Source organism: Hyphococcus sp. D3-15, assembly GCF_055809375.1.
In genome coordinates, this window is record NZ_CM147910.1 from 1,422,866 (window position 1) to 1,440,670 (window position 17,805).

Consider the following 17,805-nt stretch of genomic DNA (forward strand, 5'->3'; position numbering starts at 1 on the left):
ACAGCTTTTCGTTTCAGCAAGACTGCCTTTGCATTTTTACGATTTCGCCACCACGCATAATCAGATCCAGTTTTTGCCCATTGGCGGCAATCAGCCCGATGTCATCGAGAGGGTCGCCATCAACCACGATCAGATCTGCATAAGCTCCTGGTTTCACGCAGCCGAGCTTATCTTGTTGCATCAGAATTTCGGCTCCTAGTGATGTAGCTTGGCGCAACAATTCAAGCGGCGAGAACACCTCCGCGCGGATTTTAAATTCGCGGCACTGTTGATTGTAAGTCGAGCCAAATAAATCGGTGCCATAGCCGAGCTTAACGCCAGCGCTGCGCATGTGATCTAATCCGGACAAAGCATTCTCATGCGCTTCCTTGAATTTCTTGAGATTTTCGGCCGGCGTGCCGAGGCGCTCCCCGGCTTCCATCGTCGCAAAGATAACCGACATGGTCGGCACCACATAGGCGTCGTTCGCGGCGACATATTCCGCCGTGTCGGCGTCAATCAGCGTTCCATGTTCGATGCAGCGCACGCCGCAATCAACCGCACGCCGGATGGCGCTCACCGGGTGGCAATGAGAAGCAACATAGGTGCGCCGTTCTGCGCACTCTTGAACGATCGCTCGGATTTCATCCTCGCGGAATTGATTCATCCAGATGGGATCAGTCGGCGACATGACCCCGCCCGATCCCATAATCTTGATGCAATGAGCGCCGCGGCGGAGTTCCTCGCGTGCAGCTTTTATGCATTCATCCACACCATCGACAACTACGCCAGCGAAATTAGCCGATCCGCATGAACAATAACCATGTGTATGTTGAGAGTCGCTTGGCAGGCGCAGATCGGCATGTCCGCCTGTCATTGAAAGGGCTTTGCCCGCATAGAAAAAGCGCGGCCCGCGGATCAAACCGTCGGCGATAGCGCAGGCGAGACTGTAATCGCCTCCGCCGACATCGCGGACCGTTGTAAAGCCGCAGTCGAGCGCGTGTCCGAGCATTCTGGCGGCGTGAGCGGTGCGGTAGGGGGTGTCGCGATGATCGACGACCTGTGCGTTGAGATCTGAAAAGTAAGCGTGGATATGGAGGTCGATCAGTCCCGGCATCAGCGTCTTGTCTGCAATGTCGATGCGATGCGCGTCGGCCGCTTTGATCAGGCGCTCAGACACTTCGCGGATTGTTCCGTCTTCGACGAGAACGGACATACCGCCCAAGCAGTCCGGCGAAACACCATCGAAGATCCGTGCATTTTCAAACACGATTTGCGCCATTATTCTCTCCGTTCATGATTTTGCCGAATGGAATGCCCTTCGCACCAATCAGTGGCTTTCACGGGTCAGAGCGCCGCCACGGCGTCGTCGAGCCAACACAAAAAGCTGTGTGTATAGCTGCGGTAGACGGCGACTTCGTAACTTTCCGCCTCAAGGCTGCGGACGATCACGTCGACATGCGCAATCGCTGCGACTGCGGCGGCGCCCGCCGGAAACGCCGAGCTGTCCAAGTCGATGGCCATTCCGCGCTGTAACAAGGTGCGTGCTTGCGGGCCTTTAAGGCGAAATATGCGATAGGCGCTGGACTGATCTGAAATACTCGCCAACCCGGCGAGCTGGCGCTGCAAGTCTCCACACCAATTGAGGGGCGCGTCGTAGTGATGCGCCAGCCACGTTCCCGGTCCGGTTCCGATCATTGCGATGGAATCATTTGCTGTCCAGCGCGGACCGGTCGGCATGTCGATCCCTATCGCTTCGCCAATCCAGGCGGCGCTTGCGCCGCGGCGCGCTAGAATCGACGCCATGGACAGGCATGTGCGTTCTTCAATCAGTACGGGGTCAACCACGAACACGCGCTCCTTCTGGATCAAAGAATACTGGATCGCAGATTTCCGCCTCCACAACGAAACCTTGAAGGAGATCGTGCGCAACAATCCGTTCGCCATGACGTTCTCGTCCACGAGAGAGGAGGGCGAGGGCGAGGCTGTGGCCGAGCATCGGCGAGTAAGCGACGGATGTGACATGCCCTTCGGCGTTCGCCGCGCTTACGGCGCGGTTTGGCCGGATGAGATGCGCGCCAGCCGTAAATAGCTTGTCTTGATCAATTGGCTTCAGTCCGACCAAAACAGCGCGATCAGGATCGACCAGGGCGGGGCGTCCGGCGAGGACCCGGCCGACATAATCTTTTTGGTCGACATCATCCTGCCGAGCCCAAGATCCGCCGCTGTGGTTTGACCGTTGAGTTCCGGTCCGGCGATGTGGCCTTTCTCGATCCTCATGACGCTGAGCGCTTCTGTGCCATATGGAGTGACGCCGTATTGCTCGCCCAGCTCGAAGAGCCGGCGCAGCAAACGATCTCCCGCATAAGACGGAACGCAAAGTTCAAAGGCGAGTTCGCCGGAAAAGGATAAACGGAACAGCCGAGCGGGCATCCCCTGCCATTCCAGCTCCATGGCGGCCATGGGTGCGAATGAAGCGTTTGATACGTCAATGCCGGGCAGGACATCTGCGACCAGCGCGCGAGACGCCGGACCTGCTATGGAAAAGCCTGCCCATTGTTCGGTTACTGATACTGCCTGTACGTCAAGTTCCGGCCAAAGAACCTGCCTAGCATAGTCAATGTGCTGCATGACGCGTCCAGCATTGGCCGTTGTCGTCGTGACATAATAACGATCAGGAGCAAACCGGCTTGTCGTGCCGTCGTCAAAGACAAACCCGTCCTCGCGCAACATGACGCCGTAGCGCGCGCGTCCAACGGCCAGTTTTGAGAAAGTGCCAGTGTAAAGCCGGTCCAGGAACGTCCCGGCGTCCGGGCCATGGATGTCGATTTTGCCGAGCGTGGAGATGTCGCAGACGCCGACGCCGGAGCGGGTCAGGCGAACCTCTCGATCAACTGCGTCGCGCCAATGTTCGTCGGCATGCTGCGGGAACCATTGTGCGCGTTTCCACAAGCCCGCATCCATGAAAACAGCATTGCGTGCGACGGCCCAATCGTGGCTTGGGGGCAGGCGTGTCGGTCGAAAGTCGGGGCCGCGATGATGGCCGGCCAACACGCCGACTGCGACTGGCTGCCAGGGCGGACGCGAACGGATCGTGCCTGTTTCGGCCATTGTCTTGCCAGTTGCTATGGCAAGAAGCGCATGCCCGTTGACGCTGCTGGTCTTGCCTTGGTCCGTGGCCATGCCGAGCGTCGTGTACCGTTTCAAATGTTCAGGCGAGGTGAAGCCTTCCCTAATGGCAATGCCGATATCTTTATCGGTGACGTCGTTTTGGAAATCGACAAATGTTTTGCCGCGTCGCTCGCCTATATGCCAGAGCGCGCGACCGGAACACGGATCGTCGCTTGTGGTGAAGGTTGGTTCGCTGGCGGCTCGGCGACCGAGCGAAAGGACTGCTTCTTTCCCGTTCTCCCAGCCCTCGCGTAAGGCGTCACCGAGCGAAAGTTTTCCGTTTGCAGCGCCAGCCACGCGAAGGCCCTGTCGAGTCTTTTCCAGCAGAAAAGCGTCTTGAGCTTGGGACCAGACCGGTTGGGCGCCAAGATTTGAAGCAAGCCCGATGGCGGGGGTCCAGCCGCCGGACATCGCCAGCAGATCTGCGCGAATGCGATGACGTTTTTGATCTCTGTAAAGATCAACAGAATGAAGCGAGGCGCCATGGGCGTCGCTAATGCGGGCGCCGACATAAACAGGTGCGTCTTTTGGCAGAAGCGCTCTTGCCTCTGGCGGTACGGAGGCGCGACTGTCGGCAATGGCGGCGATTTCGACATTTGCGGCGAGAAGGTCCGCTGCAGTGCGCCATCCGCTGTCATTTGTGGTGAAGATGACGGCGCGCTTTCCGGGAACTGCAGCAAAGCGATTTATGTATGCCGATACGGCTGATGCAAGCATTACGCCTGGGCGATCATTGCCTCCAAAGACAAGCGGGCGTTCCACTGCTCCCGATGCAAGAATGGCTTCAGAAGAAATGATTTTCCACAAACGTTGCCTTGGGCGCTTCGGCGCAGCTTGAGCTTCGTGATCGGTCAGCCGCTCGATGGCGATATATTCTTTGCCGTCATAGGCGCCGACTATGGTCGTGCGGTTCAGCACCCGCACATTCGGCAACGAAGCCAGTTCTTCGGCTGCTTGGCCCGCCCAAACATCTCCCGCGATGTCATCGATGACATGGTTTTCGGAAAGAAGGCGTCCGCCGAGTTCAAAATCCTCATTGGCGAGGATCACGCGCAGGCCGGATCGTCCGCCCGCAAGCGCCGCAGCAAGTCCGGCAGGTCCGCCGCCGATAACGAGCAGGTCGCAAAAACCGTGCTCGCGATCATAGCAGTCCGGATCGGGGAGCATGGAGAGGCGGCCAAGACCCGCCGCGCGGCGGATGATTGGCTCGTACACCTTTTCCCAAAAGGCAGCGGGCCACATGAAAGTTTTATAGTAAAAGCCGGCGACAAGCAGGGGGGCGATGGTCTGGTTAATGGCCAGCAAGTCAAACCGCAGGCTCGGCCAGCGGTTTTGACTGGCGGCTTTAAGCCCGTCGAAAAGTTCAACTTGGGTTGCTTTCGTGTTTGGTTCGGCATGCGCTCCTTCGCGGAGTGTCACGAGCGCGTTGGGTTCCTCCGAACCAGCGGAGAGCAAGCCTCTTGGCCGGTGATATTTGAACGACCGTCCCAATAGCTTCACGTCATTTGCGACCAGCGCCGACGCCAAGGTGTCGCCGGCGAAGCCCGAAAGGTTGCGGCCATCAAAACTGAAATTGAGAGGGCATGACCTGTCGATCCGCCCACCATTCGCCCGCCGGCTCATAAGGGGGACTCCGTCGCTAAAGAGACAGACTTTATCTCGTGGGAGACCGTGTCACGCCGGACTAAAAGCCACTGCCGGCAGCCATGCAAATGATACCAATGCTCGTTCATTGGTCCGGCTACGTTATCGCGCATGTAGACATACTCGACGAATTCGCCGGCATCGAACGTGCCTGGCCGGACCGGAGCAGCGTCGCCACGATAAATGTATTCTCCAGAGTCGCGCGGCCCGCAATAGGGGCAGTGGATTTGCATGGTTCAGTAATGCCTCAATGAAGATCTCGTATGGGGGCCTTCGCCCTTTTCGTTAATGAGCGCGCCCGTTGCGAAACGGTCGAGGCGATAGGCCGCTGCAAGCTCATGGGACGAACGGGTTGCGAGCAGGTGTGCAAAGCACCAGCCGCTGGCGGGGGTCGCCTTGAAGCCGCCATAGCACCAGCCTGCATTGAGATAGAGACCGGGTACTGGCGTTGCGTCGATGATCGGAGAGCCGTCCATCGACATATCCATGATCCCGCCCCAACTGCGCAAGACGCGTGCGCGGCCGATCATCGGCATGATCGCCATGCCGCTTTCGCAAACGTCTTCCACTGTCGGCATCTGGCCGCGTTGGGCGTAGCTATTATAGCCGTCGAGGTTGCCGCCGAAGACGAGCCCGCCCTTGTCGGACTGGCTAACGTAGAAATGCCCGCCGCCGAAAGTGATGACGCCGGGGATGGCGGGTTTCAGTCCTTCGGACACAAAAGCTTGCAGGACATGACTTTCTATAGGCAGCCTCAAGCCGGCCAAAGCCGCGACACGCGAACTGTGTCCGGCGACCGCAAGACCGATCTGTTCAGAGCCGACTCGCCCCCGGGTTGTTTCCAAGGCGACGGCGGTGCCGGATGCGTCGCGTTCAATCCCGATGACTTCGCATCCTTGGATGATGTCGACGCCCAGCGCTGAAGCGGCTCTTGCGTATCCCCAAGCAACGGCGTCGTGCCGCACCGTTCCGCCACGCGGTTGCAAGAGACCGCCTTCTATTGCGAAGCGCGCATCGTCAAAGTTGAGAAATGGCGCCATCCGGCGAACCTGATCGCGGTTTAGCAATTCCGCATCCACCCCGTGAAGCCGCATCGCGTTGCCGCGTCTAACGGATCTCGTCTCGTTGTGCGTCATTGTGAAAAAGGTTCAGGACGCCGCGCTGGCTCACCATCGCGTTGTAATTCAGATCCCGTTCCAGCCCTTCCCAAAGGCGCAGCGACCAATCGTAAAAAGGGATGTTGCCGTCCAAGAGGTAGTTCGAGCGGATGATCGTTGTGTTGCGACCGACATTGCCGCCGCCGATCCACCCTTTTTCGAGCACCGCAACGTGGTTGATCCCGTGGTTCTTTGCCAAATAATAGGCGGTCGCGAGGCCATGGCCGCCGCCGCCGACAATGATAGCGTCATAATGGGATTGCAGCGGCCGGTCGGCCCAGGCTGGTTTCCAGCCGCGGTGCTTGCGAAGTGACTGCGCGATGAGCGCCGCCCATGAATAGCGCACGCCGTTCTCCTCTCGACCTATTGCCTCATACTCCTCTGTATCGTAACTGCAGGATTATGGTGCACAGTAACGACAATGGCGGTTCTAAAAACGACATCTCTCGGCAAGGCGTCCGCCCGACGCGGATTGGATTTCTCCTGATCGAAGAATTCGCGCTGATGTCCTATGCGTCGGTGATCGAGCCATTTCGTGCGGCCAACCGGCTTTCCGGGCGGGAATTGTATGAATGGCGTCATTATTCGGTGGACGGTCAATCTGTCCGGCCCTCGACGGGTGCGCTCTTGCAGGTCGACGGAATTGTCAACGGCGATCTCGACATCGATTTGCTGCTCGTATGCGCTGGGGGCAACCCTGCGGTGTTTGATCACCGCGCGACTTTTGCCGCTCTACGGCGGCTGAGCATGCGCGGTATCACCATTGGCGGGGTTTCCGGCGGCGCTTTCCTCCTCGCGCGCGCCGGATTGCTTGAGGGTTACCGCTGCACGATCCACTGGGAGCATGAGCCTGCGTTTGTTGAGTCCTTTCCGACCCTTGATTTCGTGCGGGGGCTGTTTGTTATCGACCGTAGGCGGATTACCTGCGCCGGAGGCATTGCAGGATTGGACCTTGTCGCGGAGCTCATCGCAGATGCGCATGGCGCCGATCTCGCCCAGCTCGTCAGCGATTGGTACATTCGCACCCAGACCCGTCCAGCCGAGGGGGCGCAAAGGGCGGCCGTCAGCCAGCGATATAGGGTGTCGCATCCCGGCCTCGTGATCGCGCTTGAGTTGATGGAAGGGAACAAAGAAGCGCCGCTTGAACGCGAAGCGCTGGCGTCAGCCGCGGGCCTGTCGCTTCGTCAACTTGAGCGGCTGTTTAAAGTCCAAATGCGCACGACGATCTGCGAGCACTACCTGAAAATCAGGCTTGATGAAGCCATGCGACTCTTGCGCGAAACGGAGCTGTCGAGAACGATGGTCGCGGTGGCTTGCGGGTTCACGAGTACAAGCCATTTCTCGCGCAGTTTTCGCCGCCGGTTTGCTATTTCGCCCGGAAAAGCGCGCGCGTCCTTTAACCGTTCATAGACGCATCAACCCCAAACATGCGCCCAATGGCATCACGCTTGTGTCGTCTTTGGTCCCTTTTTCGTCGCGCCAAGGCACTTTCCCGCGTCGCTTCGCCTTATCGTCAATCAACGGCCTGATGCTGACAAGTCATCACAAAAGTCAGCCAAGAGGGTCAAATGTCGAAAAATTGGAGGGGTTAAGACATGGGAAAAGGCGACAAATATTTGTCTCGGATGCGTAATCAACTCTTTTGCGGCGCGGCCGCAGTGATGATTGCAGCTCCGACAGGCGCGTCTGCGCAGACCGCAGCCGCTGACATCGATAAGGATGCGACGGCGGGCCAGGACGTTGTCCAGGACGTTATCTATGTAACGGCGCAAAAACGCGAAGAGCGCCTTCTGGATGTTCCGATGGCGATCACGGCCATCACCGGCGATGAAATCAAACGTCGCAATTCCTCAAGCCTCGCGGATTTGCAGTATTCAGTGCCCGGCTTGTCTCTGGTTGAGCAGGGCCCAGGACAGCAACGCGCCCAGATTCTGCGGCATTGCGAATTCGAACGGGTTGCCGACAGTCGGCCAATATCTGGACGAAATGCCCATCAGCATTGACGATCTAAGTCAAAACCTTGGTCCGCGACTTATTGATATCAAGCAAGTGGAGGTCCTCCGCGGTCCGCAAGGCACGCTCTATGGCGAAGGCTCGATGGGTGGGACGATCCGCTTTTTAACTGCTGATCCGGACCTCAAGCGCTTCGGCGGCAACGTGGAAGCCCAGGCAGGTTCGGTCAATGACGGCAGCACGGCGTGGAAGGTAAATGGTGTCCTCAACTTGCCGGTGGTGAAGGATCGCGTGGGTTTGCGTCTTGTCGCCGGGTATGAAAACACCGGGGGCTGGGTCGACAGTTTGGCGACGGGCGAGAAAGACGTCAACGAAGCGGAGATTCTGACACTTCGGGGCAAGCTCCTGGCTGAGGTTACGGACAATTTTCAGGCGTCGGTTATGGTCCTGCATCAAGAGCAGACACAGGATTATCAAAATTTCGGCGTCGACCGGGAAACCGCCATCCTTGTACCGCAGAGAAACAATCCGAACTACGATCTGGTAAACGCTGTTTTACGTTGGGATCTTGGCGGCGTCTCGCTGGTCAACAGCTTCGGCTATCAGAATGCGCAGAATGACACCGCGACTGACTATTCGGCGACTTTCGTGCCGATTTTGCCATTTTTCGGGTTCACTCCCGGATTCATAACAAGCGTTGGCTTGGGGTCTGCGTCGGAAATCAAGGTTCTGACCAACGAAATTCGCCTCAGCTCAGAGCCTGGCGGAGCCTTCGACTGGTCAGTGGGGCTCTACGGCCGCAAGCTCGACCGGAATGGGACGTCGGTCACTTTCACTGCACCGGGCGAAGCGCCATTCGATTTGCTTGCCGTCACGGCCGTTCAGAAATCTGAAGCGTGGGCGGCTTTCGGTGAATTGAACTGGCATGCAACCGAGCAGCTAACCGTCACGGGGGGCTGCGCTATTACGAAGAAGAACGCACGTTCACAGGGGCTTCGACCAGCTTCGGGATTGCGTCGCCACAAGACAGCAGCGGTGATTTCTCAAGCGTCAATCCGCGGGTGAATGTCTCCTACAAGGTCACGCCTTCGGCGATGTTTTACGTGAGCGCCGCAAAGGGTTTCCGCAGCGGCGGTTTCAACTCGGCGGCGACGGGCGGCCCGCCTGCCTATGATCCTGAGAATTTGTGGACCTATGAAGCGGGCGCGAAGAGCGAATGGTTTGATCGACGCGTGGCTTTGGATGCGGCTGTCTATTACAACGATTGGAACGACATCCAAACGTCAGTCATTCCAACCGGCGCTGTGCTTGGATATACCGCAAATGGCGGCAAGGTGAACGGTTGGGGGACCGACGTGTCGCTGAGCGCGCGTCCTGTCACTGGTCTTACGCTGAGTGCGACCTATGGCTGGAATAACCTGGAATATGAGAGCACCTCCGCCGAACATGCTCCTGGCGATCCCGTCGACTACGCCGTTCGTGAAAGCTGGTCTGGATCTATCGACTATCGTCGGCCAGTGTTCGGCGATGTACAGGGCTTCGCCCGTCTCGACTATCAGCATGCCGGGAAGTCCTCAATTATAAACCGCAGCGCCGCGGTGAACGTTGCAATCGGGTCGCGGGACCTCTTGAACACGCAAGTCGGATTGGACTTTGGCGATTTCCAGTTCTCTGTTTTCGCAACAAACCTGACCGACGAAGACACACCAATCATCCCCGGCCCGATTGGGGTGTATCGTGAGGATATCGAACCGATGCCGCGCGTGATCGGCGTCAATTTCAAGGCCAAGTATTAAGGGGGAGACCTGGCCTGATGCGTTGCTGCGCATAGCAGCGCGCAGCCGGCCGGCGGGCGTTTGCTCCGGCGTCTGCCGGTCGGATATGAACATTGCAAGCCAAGGATGAGTTCATGCATCAATCTACGACCCGACAGATATCTGACATACGCGGATGGCTTGCTCTCGCAGTAATGGTCGCAACGATGCTTTATGCGATCATCGATCGTCAGGTATTCATCGTGGTCGCTGCCGATATGAGCGACTCGCTATCCCTCAGCAACACGCAGCTTGGTCTGATTCAGGGGTTGGGTTTTGCCGCGCTTACATTCGTCGCCGCCTATCCCATCGCCTGGCTGGCAGACCGGTATGATCGCCGCTGGGTGCTCGCCGGTTGCATTCTATGCTGGGCTGTTGGAACCGCCGCCTGCGGCCTTGCCGGCGGATTTGTCGGCTTGTTCATCGCCTCCGCCGGGGTCGCGGCCTCAGAGGCCGGCATTGCGCCGATATTCATGTCGATGCTGCCGGAGTTGTTCCGTGGGCAGGCGCGGATTACCGCGACCATGATCTATTATACCGCGGTGTCACTGAGCATGGCGGCAGGCTTGTTTTTGATCGGCGCGATGATTGCGCTGATTGATGCGTTGAAGCCTCTGCCCGGTATGTTGAACGGTCTCGAAGACTGGCGTCTGGCTTTCTTGATGGCCGCAGCGCCGTTTCCGATTTTTATGGCGATGGTGTTTTTTCTGCCGGTCGGATCGGTGAAGCGCGTACACGCGCAAGCAAAACGAACCGTCGAGCCGATCCTGCCCTATCTGAAGGAAAATTTTAGGTCGGTTGGCCTCGTCTTTTCGGGCATGACTTTCTTCGCTCTAGGAGTGACGAGCATTCTGGCGTGGACCCCGCTGTCTCTCATACGAATCTTTGGTCTCAGCGCTGCTCATATCGGCATGGTCCTGGGTTTGGTGATTGCCGCCGCCAGCATCATTGGTGTCGTCGCCGGAAATTTCGTTCTGCGCTTGCTGCAAAGGCGAATTGGCCATCGCGCCGCACCTCGTGCGATTTGGGTGACGCTGATTGTGTCGCTTCCCCTTGTATGCCTGATCCCCTTTGCAACATCTCCCTGGCAGGTTTTCGCATGCGTCGGCGTTCAAGTTGTTGCTTCGACGATCGCCGGGGCTTCAAGCGTCACCTTGTTGCAGGATCTGGCGCTGCCGGCGATCCGGGCGCGGATTATGGCGCTGCGTGCGATGACGAACGGGCCGGCGATCGGCATTGGCGTTGCCGGGTCCGCAGCGCTCGGGGATGTCATTCAGGCGGGGCCGCAAAGTATGTTCTGGGGTGGCGTATGCATAACTCTGCCGACCTGGATCATCTGTATCTTGTTGATGCGTCTTGCGGAGAATCCGTTCGAAGTGACGGCGCGCAGCAGCACGGGAATGCAACACCCTCTCGATCTCCCTGCGCCGACCGGAGGCGCCGCGTGACACGGCATTACGACAATATGATCGACGGGTTTGCGGCGTGGGTCGGTGCATGCCTGCTTGATGCGGCCGCAGGAGTTCAGCGATGAGCGAAGAAGAATCAACACCGCGCCTAGCGGATTGGCAGCGGCCTGGCGCTCGATGCACAATGTCAATCGAACCGGCGGTTACGATGTCGACGACCGCATTCGATTGGGATTACGAGGTTCAGGTTGCCTTGCCAGCGAGCTACGGCGTCATGCCTTACAAGCGGTATCCTGTCCTGTGGCTTACCGACGGGCCGTTTCTATTCCATCTGGCTGTTGGTTTGCTCAACACATTGGTCTTCGGCGGGCACGCGCCTGAGATGATCGTCGTTAGCGTCGGCTGTCCCAGCGAAGCGGGCGCGTCCGAGTTTGGCCGGCGACGCGCGATTGACTTCGCGCCTCCCGGGAAAACCATGTTGTTTGATGGGCTTGGCGGCGAATATTTTCGCAAGCTTGGCGTTCCGGAAGGAGGGCTGGAGCAGAAAGCTGACGATCTTTTGGCCTTTCTTGTGGAAGAGGTAAGGCCGCATCTGTCGCAAACATACCGCATGAATGACGACCATGGTCTTTTGGGTCATTCTGGCGGCGGCATGTTCGCCAACTATGCTTTGTTCGCCCGACCCGGCGCCTTTCGTCGCTACATCATAGGCAGCCCGTCCAGCAATGCAGCGGAACGCGCTGCGTTTCAGCTTGAGGCCGCGCATGCCGCCGCGAATGAAGACCTTAAGGCGGATGTTTTCTTCGGCGTTGGGGAGCTTGAGCTAGGCAAACCAGGTTTGGCCGCATGGGGGGTCGTCAGCGCTTCGGCCCTGATGGCTGAGACGCTTTTTCTGCGTCAATATCCGTCGCTAACGGTTACGACACGAATCTTCCCCGGCAAGGACCATAGCTCCGTAATTGCCGATGTCATTGCCGAAGGGGTTCGAGCGGTGTGGGCGGACACGGTCAATCCGGCGAATACACCGTCTGCGTGAAAGCTTGATATGCATATGAAGAAAGCGCACGGGGCGACGGACCTCAATTCTCCTGCGCAGGCGGGACTGCTTACCTATCCGGCCGCTGAGAAGCGTCCAGAAGTTGTCGAATACGGCGCCGGGGCAGTGCGCTATGTCGATCCCCTGCGCTGGCTCCAGGATGATGCGGATGATGCCGTCGCTAGCTGGCAAATGGCTCAGGACGAAGTCGCCCGCGGCCATCTCACGAGCCTGCCGGCATATGAAACGTTTCTTGTAGGGCTCCAGTCCGCAAGCATGCCCGAGGATGACGTTCTCCCTGCGTTTACCGGAAACAAATATGTCCGGCGGTTCATTCCTGAGGGGCAGGACCTTGCGGTCGTTGAACTTTCGGATCTCGCCAACGGGTCCCGCACGGCGGGTCGTCGATCTGAATGCCATGCGTGTTGACGAACCGTTGCAGATGGCCGCGTATGCGCTATCGAACAACGGCAAATTGGCGATCATGGCTTACACGTCCGGCGGGCGCGAAAAGCCTATCGCCCAACTCGTCGATGTCGAAACCGGCAGGGTCCTGTCCGAGGGATTGCCGAGCGAGCGGCTAAGCACATTCACTTGGCTGCCCGACGATAGCGGTTTTTTCTATATGAGCTTGGATTCGAAGGATATCCAGGCAGGAAAGACCTTATATCGCGTGCAGGTCGATCACCCGACGGTCGCCACGCTTGAAGAGGTCGAGCCCAGTCACTTCTATGTTCGGCCGGTAGTAGCTGCGGACAATCGACATATTTTGTTGTTCGTAAATCATCTCTCGCCAAAGCCGGAATATATTCTTGATACGCAAGGCGACGGTGTTTGGCGGCCTTTCTTGAAAGGCGTCAAAGGCATATTCCGGGGCGATATTGTTGGCGACCGTTTCTTCGCGATTACGGATGACGGCGCTTCCGGCGGGCGTTTGGTCTCCATTCCGCTCGCTACGCCGACGCAAGTTGAGACGTGGCGGGAAATCATTCCGGCATCTGAAAATGTTCTGGCCAATATTGTCGCGTTTGACGATCGCGCAGTCGTCCTCGATTTTGTGGATGCATATTCGCGTCTACGCGTTTTCGATCGTTTTGGAAAATTTGAAGGCGAGATTGAGCTTCCGGGGAAGGGGCTTGTGAACCGAACGGGAAGTTTCTTTTCGTTCTTCAACGTCACAAACACCATGGTGCGCGGCTGTGGTGATCAAGTCGATTTCCTGTTTGCGACACCGGCTGTCTCTCCTGCGTACTACACGGCGAATGTGAAGACGCTGGAGCTTACGCAGATAACGGCGCCGGAGTGGACTTTCGATGCGCAGGTGCTGGATTATACGGCGACCAGCAAGGACGGAGCGGAAGTCGTCTATCATGTGATCGCCCGTCGCGACGCCGATCTGTCAAAGCCGCTACCGACCATCATCACCGGCTATGGCGGGTATAATGTTGCTGTGCTTCCCGGCTGGTTCGGCAGCAGGTGGACGACGTGGATTGAGGCGGGCGGCGTCTTGGTCCTAAGTCATCTGCGCGGCGGCGGCGAATTAGGCTCTCATTGGTGGGAGCAGGGCCGCCTTGAGCACAAGCAAAACACGTTTAACGACTTGTATGCGACAGCGGAAGATTTGATCGCGCGGAACATAACGTCGCCGCGACAACTTGGTGTCACGGGCGGATCAAATGGCGGCGTCATGGCGGCGGTCGCCGCGGTGCAGCGGCCGGATCTGTTCCGCGCTGCATCCCCAGAGGCCCCGGTCTGCGATTTGTTGGAACGATCACGCGATCCATTCACCATGGCCGCAACTTTGGACTATGGCGACCCTTCGGATCCGGCCATGGCGCTGACACTCTTCGACTGGTCGCCATACCACAACATCGAAGACGGCATCAGCTATCCCGCCATGCTGATCGACTGCGGCGCCAACGACCCACGTTGCCCGCCATGGCACGGCCGCAAGCTCGCAGCTCGAATGCAGTCTGCAACATCCAATACGCTGCCCGTATTGCTGCGGGTGCGCGCCGAAGCGGGGCACGGGGCGATAAGCAAGGATGACCAAACACGTCAGTCGGCTGAAGTGCTTGCGTTCTTCGCAGAATATCTCGGTCTTTCCGTGCCGCCGGAATTTAAACCCGCCGGGAGCGAATGACGCTCCTGGTCCGGAGGTGGGAACAAAATCGTTAGTAAAACAGGTCGGTCGCGAAAAAGCGCGGGATTTGACCGGGTCACGAGGAGAACCAGATGATGTTCGATCAGGAAGAAATCACGCAGCTTACTAGCGCTGCGGTGTTTGGACGAAAGCAGAAAGCAACGGGGAAGAACGGCATTGCCGTCAGTTCGCACCCGATCGTTTCGCATGTTGCGACCAATGTGTTGAAGGACGGGGGCAATGCGGTGGACGCCGCGCTCGCCGCGTCGCTTGCGCAGACGGTTGTCGAGCCGCACATGACGACAGCCTTCGGTGTGCTGAGCATGATGCATTACGAAAAGGCGACCGGCGCGACGCAGTATGTCAACGGTTCGATGAACGCGCCTCTCGCCGGGCTGCCGGGGTTTTCAGCAGCTGACATAGAGAACGGACGCAGCGTTGCGGTTCCGGGCTTTTGGGCGGCGTGGGAAGCGTCGCGCGAGCGCTATGGAAGCAAGTCACGCGAAGAATTGTCGGCGCCGGCGATCGAACTCGCCCGCAACGGCTTTCCGATCTATCCGTTTCTCTATGGCCTGATGTTTGAAAAGGCCGAAAAGATTGGCATGAGTGAAGAGGGGCGGAGCATCTATTTCCGCGACAATTGCTTGCGCAATCCCGGCGAGCAACTGGTCAACCACGCACTGGCCGACACGCTGGAGCGGATGGCGGCGGACGGCGTAGACTACTTCTATCGTTCGTCTTTTACAGAGAAGGTGGTCGAGACGGTCAAGCGCGCCGGCGGCGTTTTGACTATGGAGGATTTCGACCGATACGATGTGCGCTGGATGGAACCTGCATGGGGAACCTATCGCGACTACAAGATCGCCGGTTCGCCGCCGCCAGACAATGGCGGAACTCATCTCATCGAAATTCTCAATCTGGTTGAGCATATTCCGCTGAAGGAGTGGGGCATGCCAACCGAAAGCGCGGACTCTATGTATTGGCTGTCGCGATTCTGTCTAGAGGTGTTCGCAGAGGGCGCGGGCCAGGGCGATCCGAAGAGTTGGCCGTTGCCGTTGGAGACAATTCTCTCCAAGGAATATGCGGCAACGCGCTTTGAGTTGATGCAAATGCGTGATCCCAAGACTCCGGGCGCAGCGCCTTATCCCGGCTCGGATCACCTGACGGTCGTCGACCGTGACGGCAACATTGCAACGGTTTTGCATTCCGTTATGTCTAATGCCTGGTCAAACGGCTTGATCGTCGACGGCATGAATTTGTGGGCCGGCGGCGTGCACTTTTTCCGAAACATGCCCAAACCCGGCGATCGTGGCACATGCTATGTCGCGCCGCATATCATTTTTGATGCTGAAGATCGGCCCGTGCTCGCGGCGGGATCGCCAAGCGTCAGCTTGATCCAGAACTGCATAACCAATGCGCTCAATATTCTGGATTTCGGCATGGACATTGAAACCTCGGTGCACCAGCCGCGTATCGGCGGGCCGACTTACGGCCCCGACAGTCTGGCGCCGGACGCCTTCACCTTGGAAGCCGACTGCGGCACGCCGGACATGCATCAAGAAGTCAGGAAGCGCGGCATCAAAATCGAATTGGTCAATCCGTGGAACTATCATCACGGCACCTATGAGGGCGTGCATATCTCCCCGGACGGGCTCGCTAGCGCCTGCGCCGACCCGCGCCGCACAGGTGCGGCAGTCGCGAATTGAAAGGATTCTGATCCTTTCTCATCGATCGACGGTTCGCATAAGAAATTACGCCGCGGAATCGTAAAAGCGTCGTACAAGGAGAAATATCTTGCAAACGTCCTCTAAACTGACCGAACTCGCTGACCGTTTTTGGGCTTTCCAGTGCGAGGAGTCGCCGATCAGCGCGATCTCCGCAGGTTTGCCTACACAAGCCGCGCAATTGATGCGAGAGGCGCCCGCCGACCACGAACGACGGGCCGCATGGGCGCGCTCGGCCCTTGAAGAATTGGCTGCGATTGATTCTGTCTCGCCTCGGAGTTCAGGACCGCGCAACCTACCAGCTTCTAGAATTCGAATTCCGGCTCCTAACCGAGATGGTGGAAAGCGGTGCGCATCTTCGGCCGGCATTGTTCCCTTTGGGGCCGGAGTTTACGCTGATCTACTGGGCGAATTCTACCGCGCTCGCTACTGTCGATGACGCGCAACTCTATTTGCGGCGGCTCGCCGCGATTCCGGCGTCATTTGCAACTGTTCACGAAAGTCTGGCGAAAGGCCTGGAAGCCGGCATGTCGTACCCGCGCCTTGTCGTCGAGCGCGCCATTGAGCAGGTTCGAGGTCAGATGGGAGCGCCGATTGAGGACAACGCCTTTTTCGGTCCCTTCGCCAAAATCGCGAAGCGGGGCGGCAAGATGACTGATCTGGTTGATGCAGGAAGGGCGTTAATCGAAAATGAAATGAAGCCGGCGTTTCTTGATTACGCCGACTATCTTGAGACTGCGATATTGCCAGCCGCGCGAGACAGCTTAGGCTGTACTAACGATGTTGATGGCGAGCGGCACTACAATTTCCATATTGCTTCGTACACCACTCTCGATTTGCCGGCTGCGGAGATACACGCCCTTGGCCTGTCTGAGGTCGAGCGTGTTAAAGAAGAAATGCTAGACGTTGCGAAAGACGCCGGTTTCCCTGGCGATCTCGAAGGCTTTCGCCGTCACTTGCAAACTGACAACCATCAATTCGCTGAAAGCGCGGAAGCGTTGCGCGAGCAGATCGAAGTCCTGTCAAAACGCATCGAGGCGCGGATACCGGAATTTTTCGGACGTACGCCGCGCACCACCTATGGCGTCAGCAGCATACCCGTGGCCATCGCCGACAAGATGCCGCCGGCATATGCACAGCCCAACCCTGCCGACGGCAGCGCCGCAGGCGTTCACTGGATCACCTCAATTCCCGGCAAATGTCCGCGCTACATGCACCTGCCTCTCGCGCTGCATGAAGCATGGCCCGGACATTTGATGCACTTGGCGCTGATTCAGGAGATGGATCAGCTTCCCGATTTCCGCCGCTTCGGCGCTCTGAAATATACCGCCTGTCTCGAAGGCTGGGCGCTCTACTGCGAAGCTTTGGGCGAGGATATGGGGTTCTACGACACGCCGGAAAAACGCTATGGCCGTCTGGAGATGGAAATGTGGCGCGCGGTGCGGCTTGTGCTTGACACCGGCATCCATGCTGAGGGGTGGACACGAGAACAGGCGCTCGCCTTTTTCCAGGATAATATGGCCATGCCGCTCGAAACGCTGACCTCCGAGGTTGATCGCTATATTGGCATGCCGGGCCAGGCGCTCGCCTATCAGCTTGGCAATCTCAAATTCCGCGAACTTCGCGCGCGCGCGGAAGTAATGCTTGGCGAGGATTTTAGCATTCGTGAATTCCATGACACGCTGATGGCGGCGGGCGCGGTGACGCTCCCGGTGCTTGAACTATTGATCGACGACTGGATTGCAGGCAAGAAAAACGCAGACGCAGCATAAAAG

General features: G+C 58.1%; 13 protein-coding genes and 2 pseudogenes. 10 read left to right on the plus strand and 5 right to left on the minus strand.

The window, feature by feature from the left end:
* Positions 1-13: 13 nt before the first annotated feature.
* The 5 genes and pseudogenes from AC0L8G_RS07045 to AC0L8G_RS07065 all read right to left on the minus strand — a co-directional run bounded on the left by AC0L8G_RS07045 (position 14) and on the right by AC0L8G_RS07065 (position 6,297).
* Positions 14-1,261, minus strand: coding sequence for a metal-dependent hydrolase family protein (locus AC0L8G_RS07045; protein WP_473387961.1), 1,248 nt, complete (start codon positions 1,259-1,261; stop codon positions 14-16).
* Between the two features lie 65 nt (positions 1,262-1,326).
* On the minus strand, positions 1,327-1,926 hold the full coding sequence (locus tag AC0L8G_RS07050) for a sarcosine oxidase subunit gamma (RefSeq protein ID WP_473387963.1): 600 nt from the start codon (positions 1,924-1,926) through the stop codon (positions 1,327-1,329).
* Positions 1,820-4,773 (minus strand): annotated as a pseudogene (locus AC0L8G_RS07055) (sarcosine oxidase subunit alpha family protein). Before AC0L8G_RS07055 ends, AC0L8G_RS07050 begins: the two are co-directional and overlap by 107 nt.
* Positions 4,770-5,027, minus strand: a complete 258-nt coding sequence (locus AC0L8G_RS07060) for a sarcosine oxidase subunit delta (protein WP_473387964.1) — start codon at positions 5,025-5,027, stop codon at positions 4,770-4,772. Before AC0L8G_RS07060 ends, AC0L8G_RS07055 begins: the two are co-directional and overlap by 4 nt.
* Before the next feature lie 3 nt (positions 5,028-5,030).
* A pseudogene (locus AC0L8G_RS07065) lies at positions 5,031-6,297 on the minus strand (sarcosine oxidase subunit beta family protein).
* Positions 6,298-6,353: 56 nt separating this feature from the next.
* Here AC0L8G_RS07065 and AC0L8G_RS07070 point away from each other — a divergent pair.
* From AC0L8G_RS07070 to AC0L8G_RS07115, 10 genes are all read left to right on the plus strand, one after another.
* Positions 6,354-7,361, plus strand: a complete 1,008-nt coding sequence (locus AC0L8G_RS07070) for a GlxA family transcriptional regulator (protein ID WP_473387966.1) — start codon at positions 6,354-6,356, stop codon at positions 7,359-7,361.
* A 251-nt stretch (positions 7,362-7,612) separates the two neighbouring features.
* Positions 7,613-7,954, plus strand: coding sequence for a TonB-dependent receptor plug domain-containing protein (locus AC0L8G_RS07075; RefSeq protein ID WP_473388827.1), 342 nt, complete (start codon positions 7,613-7,615; stop codon positions 7,952-7,954).
* Positions 7,938-8,969: a TonB-dependent receptor plug domain-containing protein gene (locus tag AC0L8G_RS07080; RefSeq protein WP_473387967.1), complete on the plus strand. Its 1,032-nt coding sequence runs from the start codon at positions 7,938-7,940 to the stop codon at positions 8,967-8,969. The genes AC0L8G_RS07075 and AC0L8G_RS07080 overlap by 17 nt, the downstream gene beginning before the upstream one ends.
* The gene (locus tag AC0L8G_RS07085) at positions 8,915-9,700 is read left to right on the plus strand and encodes a TonB-dependent receptor domain-containing protein (protein ID WP_473388828.1); all 786 of its coding nucleotides are present in this window, start codon (positions 8,915-8,917) and stop codon (positions 9,698-9,700) included. The genes AC0L8G_RS07080 and AC0L8G_RS07085 overlap by 55 nt, the downstream gene beginning before the upstream one ends.
* A gap of 173 nt (positions 9,701-9,873) precedes the next feature.
* On the plus strand, positions 9,874-11,166 hold the full coding sequence (locus tag AC0L8G_RS07090) for an MFS transporter (protein ID WP_473387968.1): 1,293 nt from the start codon (positions 9,874-9,876) through the stop codon (positions 11,164-11,166).
* Between the two features lie 145 nt (positions 11,167-11,311).
* Positions 11,312-12,163 (plus strand): alpha/beta hydrolase, encoded by an 852-nt coding sequence (locus AC0L8G_RS07095; RefSeq protein WP_473387970.1) that lies wholly within the window; start codon positions 11,312-11,314, stop codon positions 12,161-12,163.
* Between the two features lie 15 nt (positions 12,164-12,178).
* Positions 12,179-12,592 carry a hypothetical protein gene (locus AC0L8G_RS07100; protein ID WP_473387972.1) on the plus strand — a complete coding sequence of 138 codons (414 nt, stop codon included), beginning with the start codon at positions 12,179-12,181 and terminating at the stop codon, positions 12,590-12,592.
* Positions 12,582-14,306, plus strand: coding sequence for a prolyl oligopeptidase family serine peptidase (locus AC0L8G_RS07105; RefSeq protein ID WP_473387973.1), 1,725 nt, complete (start codon positions 12,582-12,584; stop codon positions 14,304-14,306). The genes AC0L8G_RS07100 and AC0L8G_RS07105 overlap by 11 nt, the downstream gene beginning before the upstream one ends.
* 92 nt (positions 14,307-14,398) lie before the next feature.
* Positions 14,399-16,012, plus strand: a complete 1,614-nt coding sequence (locus AC0L8G_RS07110) for a gamma-glutamyltransferase (protein ID WP_473387974.1) — start codon at positions 14,399-14,401, stop codon at positions 16,010-16,012.
* Positions 16,013-16,287: 275 nt separating this feature from the next.
* Complete coding sequence (locus tag AC0L8G_RS07115; RefSeq protein WP_473387975.1) at positions 16,288-17,802, plus strand: DUF885 domain-containing protein; 1,515 nt, start codon at positions 16,288-16,290, stop codon at positions 17,800-17,802.
* Positions 17,803-17,805 lie beyond the last annotated feature (3 nt).